This window comes from Solitalea longa (assembly GCF_002920915.1).
Taxonomy (GTDB): domain Bacteria; phylum Bacteroidota; class Bacteroidia; order Sphingobacteriales; family Sphingobacteriaceae; genus Solitalea; species Solitalea longa.
In genome coordinates this window covers 337491-345499 of record NZ_PQVF01000006.1, presented here as the reverse complement: position 1 = coordinate 345499, position 8009 = coordinate 337491, and the positions used below count along the sequence as shown (strand labels likewise).

Annotated in this window: 5 protein-coding genes; 1 reads left to right on the top strand and 4 read right to left on the bottom strand. The window is 38.9% G+C overall.

Annotation, left to right across the window (positions count from 1 at the left end):
* The first annotated feature begins 267 nt into the window (after positions 1–267).
* Positions 268–1020, top strand: a complete 753-nt coding sequence (locus C3K47_RS10570; RefSeq protein WP_103789090.1) for a hypothetical protein — start codon at positions 268–270, stop codon at positions 1018–1020.
* A 967-nt stretch (positions 1021–1987) separates the two neighbouring features.
* On the opposite strand, the gene C3K47_RS10560 is transcribed toward C3K47_RS10570, so the two are convergent.
* The 4 genes from C3K47_RS10560 to C3K47_RS19525 form a co-directional block, all read right to left on the bottom strand.
* Positions 1988–2683 (bottom strand): M48 family metallopeptidase, encoded by a 696-nt coding sequence (locus C3K47_RS10560; RefSeq protein WP_103789088.1) that lies wholly within the window; start codon positions 2681–2683, stop codon positions 1988–1990.
* Positions 2683–5736 carry a type I restriction endonuclease subunit R gene (locus tag C3K47_RS10555; protein ID WP_103789087.1) on the bottom strand — a complete coding sequence of 1018 codons (3054 nt, stop codon included), beginning with the start codon at positions 5734–5736 and terminating at the stop codon, positions 2683–2685. Before C3K47_RS10555 ends, C3K47_RS10560 begins: the two co-directional genes overlap by 1 nt.
* A gap of 11 nt (positions 5737–5747) precedes the next feature.
* Positions 5748–7091 (bottom strand): ATP-binding protein, encoded by a 1344-nt coding sequence (locus C3K47_RS10550; RefSeq protein ID WP_103789086.1) that lies wholly within the window; start codon positions 7089–7091, stop codon positions 5748–5750.
* A 91-nt stretch (positions 7092–7182) separates the two neighbouring features.
* Positions 7183–7986: a hypothetical protein gene (locus C3K47_RS19525; protein ID WP_165784674.1), complete on the bottom strand. Its 804-nt coding sequence runs from the start codon at positions 7984–7986 to the stop codon at positions 7183–7185.
* Between the last annotated feature and the right edge of the window lie 23 nt (positions 7987–8009).

Below are 8009 nucleotides of genomic sequence, written 5' to 3'. Positions count from 1 at the left end.
TTTACAATCAGCCGCTTGTCGTAACGACTCTTCTTGTGCAATCTAATTAAATACTGGTCTTGTTCTAACTTTTTTTCCATACATCTTTTTTTGATGTATAGTTATAATAGGACGAGACACTCAAATAACCGCTTAACATGCTAAATGAACCATTTTGGTGCAATGCGAACGGACTGATTGACAATTGATTATTGGTGAGCCATATTTGAATAAGCTCTGGCGAAGTGCTGAGGGCTGAAAGTAAATAAAACTTAAAAAAATCTACACATGACAAAACAACATGGACTGATTAAACTAGAAGGAACTATCGAGGATATTTCTTTCTATAAGCGCAATGGAATTTATTGCGCGCGCCGTAAGGGTGGGGTTTCTGGTAATCGGATAGCACGTGATCCTTCTTATGCACGTACCCGTGAAAATAATAGTGAATTCGGGCGAGCAGGAAAGGCTTCAAAATTGATCCGCCAAAGCTTAGGTTCATTATTGCAACCTTACAATACCAGAAACCTGCATACCCGGTTGGTGACACTGTTGCTGCGCATCATTAAAACCGACAACATTAATACGCGAGGACAGCGCACCATAAAAAATGGAGAGTTGGGTTTTCTGCAAGGTTTTGAATTTAACGAAGATTGCCAGTTGGGTACCACTATATACGTGGCTTACGACACTTCGATTGATCGCGCTACTGGTGTACTAACCGTTGAAATCCAGGAATTTAACCCGATCTCAGATCTGGTTTCGCCCTCCGGTGCCACCCATTTCCAACTGGTGATGGCAGGTATAGCACCGAATTTCGACAACCTGAGTTCTGAAGTACAAAGCACCCGCAGTGCCTTTTTATCCTTGACCAATCCGATTGCTGCTGCTCAAATCCTTACTGTTACCTTAACAAACGTTAGTGATTTACCGTTGGTGCAAATTCTTGGCATTGAGTTTTTCCAGGAAGTAAATGGTCAATATTACCCGTTAAACAGTTTTTCGTTTAATGCATTGAAATTGATTGGAGTTTCATCATAATAAATACGTTACTCACCAATGAAAAGGTTTTGATTGAAACGCTGTCTTTGGAAGAAGATGGCGTTTTTTGTACATAAAAGCAATGAAAATGTATGTAGATGCTCCTTTGTTTTGGAATTTGGTTGCTTTTGGAACGATGGAAAAATGGCAAAAGAGCTTGTTGCCTATGAGTATATACAACAAAAATTAAACATTTCGCACGCGTTGCAAACGCGCGCCCGCGAGGGACAAAGTGTATCAAAGCCCGGTAGAAGCCTTGACTGTGCCAGAAACGTATCATTATTATTTCAGTTCAACGATGGATTATGCGAAGAGGAAAAGCTTGGTTGATCTTGCTTTGTTGGAGTTATAACATCGAGTTAAAAACTCAGTGAAGTATTTCGCACGCGTTGCAAACGCGCGCGAGCTGGGGGGCCGACCATCAGAAGTTAACATGTTCTAATTTTGAAATAAAAATCTGACTTTAAAAAGATTGTCTCAATGGACAATTTGAAAATTTAAAGACAAGTGTTCCCAGTCTCCGTTTTTCTTACGATCAATTTTAACAGTGATTTTTATTGCACCTGCCTTCGGCAATTTTTCGCCTCCACGGTCGGCGAGACCGAATATTTCCGACGGAACTGCGTCCAGTTTGCCTTCAAACCTTACCGCTCAAGGCCGAAACTGGCCAAGGTTCCTTACGGAAATATTGAATGATGCTGCTTTAATGCTAAGATTCCTTGTGTGAATATTGAATGGTTTTGCGCTATCATAGTTGTGGCAAATTAGTTTAGGTTTTACAAATAAGGAAAGTTTGCAGATTTCGATTCTATTTATTCCAGGAAGTGATGGTGTGCTAAATACTTGGGACAATAGGGTATTTTATTTTTTATACAGGTAGGGAACATTGCAAAATCTCATTATGCTCCCAAATTCTCCAAAACCGGGGTAATAAAGTAAGATTCATTTAGGAGAAAATGTATTAAAACTACAAAGGCAGCTCATTCAAAACCTTTTTTTGTATTCGCCAATTGGGAAGGTAATGATCCATCAGGAGGATGAAGTTTTTATTATGGTTGCGCTCCAGCAAATGCACCATTTCGTGGACTACTATATATTCAATGGTTTCTAATGGTTTTTTAGCCAATTCTATATTGAACCATAAACGTTTAGTATCGGTTGCACAACTGCCCCATTTAGTTTTCATGGCTCTGATTTTAAATTCAGGAACGGACAAACCCATGATTGGTGCATAATATTCAACAAAGCCATTTAGCTTTTGCCGAAGTTGATTTCTGTAAAAACGATACAGGGTGTTTTTTTTCAGCTGTAAATCATTGGCATCTGTTACATTTAAAACGAGTTTTTTGCCTTTGATTTCGACGGTATTTTTTGATGCTAACTCTATATAGAGCAAATAGCGGGAACCGAAAATGAAATGGCTCTCCCGATTGATATACAATCGCGGTTGCTCGCGTTTTTGTTCCTGAAACTTTTGCTGTTCTTTTTTGATCCAGCCCAGTTTGGTGGCGGCATATATCTTCACTTTCTCCAAATTATAAAATTCAGGAGAGGATATGGTCACTCTTCCTTCCGGTGGGTGGACACTGAGATGAAGGTTTTTAATAGGTTTGAAAGTTACCTCTATCTCCACAGCTCCAATTTTCAAACTTTCTGATTTCATTAATAATCTTCTTTATGCGCCTCAATTACTTTGTAAACTTCTTCCACCTTATCTACATCTTTCACCACATTGTATATGGCACCTTTTAATATTTTTTGTTTGCCCAAATGTTCTCTAAAACCTTCCTGTTTGGCGTATTGTACCGCTTCTTCACAAGCCAGAGTCAGCGGTTCATCCTCATCCAAGGTATGATAAAGTGCTACTTTTCCTTTTGTATTGATCGTTTTTGGCACATCGTCTTTCTTGCCTTGATTCACCTGTCGAATCAATTCAGCCATTTCTTTTAAATACTCCTGATAATTGATTATTTCGGCTTTACGACGTTCTATTAGTTCCTGAAGCAATACAGACATCTGATCGAAATATTTCGGGTCCAACAGATGTTCTTCTACAATTTTGCTCCTTACGTTATTCTCGATGGTTTCAGCTACTGCTTCTTTATTTCCTTTGATGCCTTTGGGCAAAGAATCAATCGCTTTGGTGATATCGCTTTCCATTAGGTCCAACAAGGAAATATCCTCAAAAGGCGAAATGGTTTCTGACTCTTCAGCTTTAATGTAGGTATCAATCAAAAAGCGCATATCTGCTTCGTATGCTTTTAAGTCAATGGTTTCCCCACTTGCTTTTCTGATCACTTCACGCAAATTCAGGTAATCCTCCATTTTTTGATGGAAGCGCTTGATTTCGGCATCGGTAAATTTAGTATTCACAAAATCCGCTTTCAGATTAGCATAAGCACGAATGTATTCTACAATGGCTTTGTACAGCGCCATCCTTTTGTATTCATTGGCTTTGAGATCATCAGGGTTTTCGGTATTGCCACAGAAATAATGGATGTATTCCAAATCTGACTTAGGCGGAGCTACATTTTCACAAATGCTTTCTACCGTTTCTAAAGCAGTCAGCAGTCGATCGATCGCAATTTTCAACCGGTCTTTCAATTGCACTTCCACCTCTTCTTTGGTAAATCCTTCACTATCCAACTCAGAGGTGTACACATTGATCGCATCGGTTACATTGCCAAACAGCTCCATATAATCAACGATATAACCATAATCCTTATCGTCGGTATCCAATCGGTTTACCCTGCAGATGGCCTGGAACAAGGTATGATCCTGCATCTTTTTATCAATGTAGATATAAGAACAAGGAGGTGCATCGAAACCTGTCAATAACTTAGAAACTACAATCAGCAATTTCATCCTTGCGGGTTCTTTCCTAAACTGTTCTTTGGCATCGCTCTCGTAGGTTTCGGTAGCCGATTTCCCTGCCTTTACACTCACGTTTTTTAATAATTCGGTATACGTATTGTAAATGTACTGTCGGTCGGTTTCGTTATCGGCACCGGTATCTTCCAGGGAAACATCACTTGCATTGGGATTGTAGGATGTGATGATGGCGCATTTGTTTTTCAACTCCGTATTTAAAAACAGGTTGTAGTATTTGCAGGCCTCATAAATACTGGAAGCCACCAAAATAGCATTGCCCATTTGGGATTTAAGTCGCGCTTTCACCGAGAAGTCCATCAGAATATCCGACACGATTTTCTCCATACGACTTTTAGAACTAAGCACATTTTGCATAGTGCCCCACTTCTTTTTCAGTTCGTTTTTTTGAAAATCATTTAACCCCGCTGTTTTAGCTTCAAACCATTGATCTACCTTGGTTTGAGATGTAAGGTTTTGTTCGATGGATCTGCCTTCATACATCAGATCTTTTACTACGCCATCTTCTACGGCTTCATTGAATTTATAGGTGTGAATGTATCTTCCGAAAACATCCATCGTCGTTTTCTTGTCCTGTTTCAATAAAGGCGTTCCGGTAAATCCGATAAAAACAGCGTTATGCAAAACCGCTTTCATCACCTGATTGAGTTTGCCGCTTTGCGTGCGGTGACATTCATCGATGAATACAAAAATCTCTCCTTGCGTTTGTAAAGGATTGTTCTGCAACTCTTTGATAAAGGAATCAAAATCGGTTTCTGAATTGTTTCCGAATTTATGAATGAGCGAACAGACCAATCGAGGACGGGATGAAGTTAAAAAAGCGATCAGTTCTTTGCCTGATCTTGTTTTGGCAACATCGGTTTCACCCACATCTTTAAATACCCGTTCAATCTGATCGTCGAGTTCGGTGCGGTCGGTTAAAATCACAATGCGGGAATTGGCTACATTTTCTAAAATCCATTTGCCCAGCATTACCATCATCAGCGATTTGCCTGAGCCTTGGGTATGCCAAAGAATACCACCCTCTTTTCTTCGCACAAAATCCTGTGCTGCTTTTAAAGCGAAATACTGGTGAGGACGCGGCAACTTTTTTATGCCGGCATCAAAGACAACCCCATTGTAAACGATATCGATCAAACGCTCTTTCTGACAAAGTTTCTTCAGGTATTTATCCAGCTTATACCCTTCATTTTCCGCTTCATCTTCTTTCCATGCAAGGTAATACTTGGCTTGTGTTTCTATTGTTCCATATTTCAGGCCCTGGGTATTATTGCCTGCCATCAGCAACTGAACGGTGGTATAAAACCATTCATTAAACAATACCTTTTGATTAGAAATCGATTGATTGATGCTTTCTGCAATATCGGTGGTGCCACGTTTTAACTCCAAAACACCCACGGCAATACCGTTAATGTATAATACAATATCCGGACGGCGGTTATTTTCTCCTTTGGTTAAAGTAACTTCCTCTGCAATACCAAACTCATTTTTTTCAAAGTGGCGCCAATCGATGGGAAAAATAGTATCGAATTGTTCACCCAGTTCCGGACGTGCTTTTACCCCATAGCGCAGGAGCGAATACATTTTTTTATTGCGTTCGTAGAGATTACCCGCATTGGTGGTAGCCAGATCATAAGTTTCTTTCACCGCTTTATCTGCCAAGGTTTCAGTGTACCCTCTGCGCAACAAATTTTGCTTTAAAATCTGTTGTTCAACGTTGCTGTTATGTTCTCGTTTTTCCCAATTGCCATAATAGGTATAGCCGAGCTCTTCGGAGAAAAGCTTGATGATACGGTTTTGGGTAATGCGTTCTATGGGGTTAATCATTAGTTAAGCTTTTAGTTAAGGATTTTCCAATATCCGCCTTTATCAGGGCCAATACGTTCAATTTTACCCTGTTTCTTTAGTTTTGACAGATTTTTTTCAATTGCATTGGGTGTGATTCCTACTTTCTTAGACAGGTCCGCTATGGTAATATTAGGGTTTTCCTGAATGAGTCCCACTATTTTCCCCATACTTTTCCCCATACTTTTCTCCATACTTTTCTCCGTACTTTTCTCCGTACTTTTCTCCGAACTTTCTGAAGCACTGAAAGTAATCATCAGGCCTCCAAAGTCAGTAGCGTATTGTGGTATAGGTAAATTTACTTTTTGACATTCTGAAATGATTTTCGATATGCCACGTCCCCAGGATTCTATCATACCGGCCCTGAAAAATGTATTGGCAATATCGGGGTTAGACGGCTTGGAAGGATGCTTCATTAAAATAGTTTTTAAAGTCCAATTCAGAGGAAGATGTCCTTCATTCCAAATTTGCAATTTGTCTTTATAAACACTTATTTGTATGGGAATACCACTCGCATAATCCTTATGGGCCACCGCATTGAGCAAGGCTTCGCGCAAGGCCGGTTCCGGATAAGGATATTCTTCAATTCGGGCAAGGCCTTCGTAGCGAATTTGGGCACTCATGTATTTGGTGAGCAACAAATCCATTGTTTTTTCTACCTGGTCAAAAAGATTACCGTGTATTTCGTCCTGATAGATCAAATCGGAATCCGATTCAAAAAAACCAATTTTTATGTAGGCTCCCGTTGTGAATTTCTCGGGATTATGATAAAAAAGCAGGGAACATGCTTTTTTCAACTGATTATCGTCTATCAGATGTAAGTTTTCCAAAAGTACCTCAACGGTATCATCGAGTATGTTTTCATTAACCCTTTTTGATCTCTTGGCCCGCTTTTTAAAATTCTCAAAGGCATTGGTATCCAATTCAGCAACAGATAAGTTAGGAATAGGAATACCGTCCCAGTGCTTCCCTGATTTTTGAAGAATGAATTTATTTAGTGCTACACCTTTCAATTCCTGTTTAGTACTGCCGCTTCTATAATGATATTCACCCTTGTAATTGATGGGATAAGGATAAGGGTCCACTTTTATCTCAATGATTTCCCTGCTGTCTTCCGTTAAAAGATTCACTTCTACGAGTATGCCCAATACATCACGAACTTTATTAGGAATGTCTTCCAATAGTTTAGCAGCATTGGCAATTCCCACAGCATTTCCTGAATCATTTTTTCCGATATATAGAACACCGCCATTAGCGTTGGCAAATCCGGCAATCCATTTGATATATTCATCCCGCCATGATTCTTTCCATTCTATGTTTTGATCTTCTTTGTTCATGTGTATTAGGATTCTTCAATATTACAAATGCAATCTGAACTGCTGAATCTGTTTGTGGGTAATGCGTTTGATGGGGTTGATCATTTCCTTTTTAGTTGTTAGCCCAATCTTGAATTGCAATAAAAGGGTCCCGCTTCTTACCGCCACCGATTATTTCAATAGTTAAGGTATTTCCTTCGTTAATGCCTGAATTGTATCTAAACTGGGAGTTATACAATTGAAATATTGGATTATGATTGGGAAAGTATTTGCAACCTTCAATTCCCTCTGAAAAATGAGATTTGTAACCAGTCTCCTTGGGTAACCATCCAAAATTGAAGTTGTAATTTCTGAAAAAGCTTTCAAACGTCTTTTGATAAACTTGCTCGTGAATTATGTAATACAGATAGAGTTGCTCTTTCGCATTTCGAATTGATCCAAAGTCATCATAATCCGCACTCATTTGATTTACAAACTCTTTCTGAATATTAGATATAAACTCATTCAATGTGCACTTACTTTCCAAATATTTTTTGGCAAACAGCAAAATTGCCGGATGCTTTTTAAAATTATCATCATAAACCAACCGGGATTCATAGGTCAGCCGATACAATCCCGTATTTAAGAAATTCCCCCAAATTGGATTAAAATCATTCTTGCTGATTTCATCATAGGCTTCAAAAAGCTTTACAAGGACATTTGCCTTTTCATCATCATATTGACAGTTTTCTAAGCTCTCCTTAGTAAATTGCTTTTCTGAATCAACAAAAGGTGTGGTCAAAAGATTTGCTACATTTCCTTTAAAATTTGGATGATCTTCTATCTTGAAAAGCGTGTTTTTTATATCAGGTCGAGCTAAAATTAGCTTGGCTTTAAAGCCTTCCTCTTTTCTCTGATTTACATTGAAACCTATCAAGCTATTTTCATCTTTTAATTCTG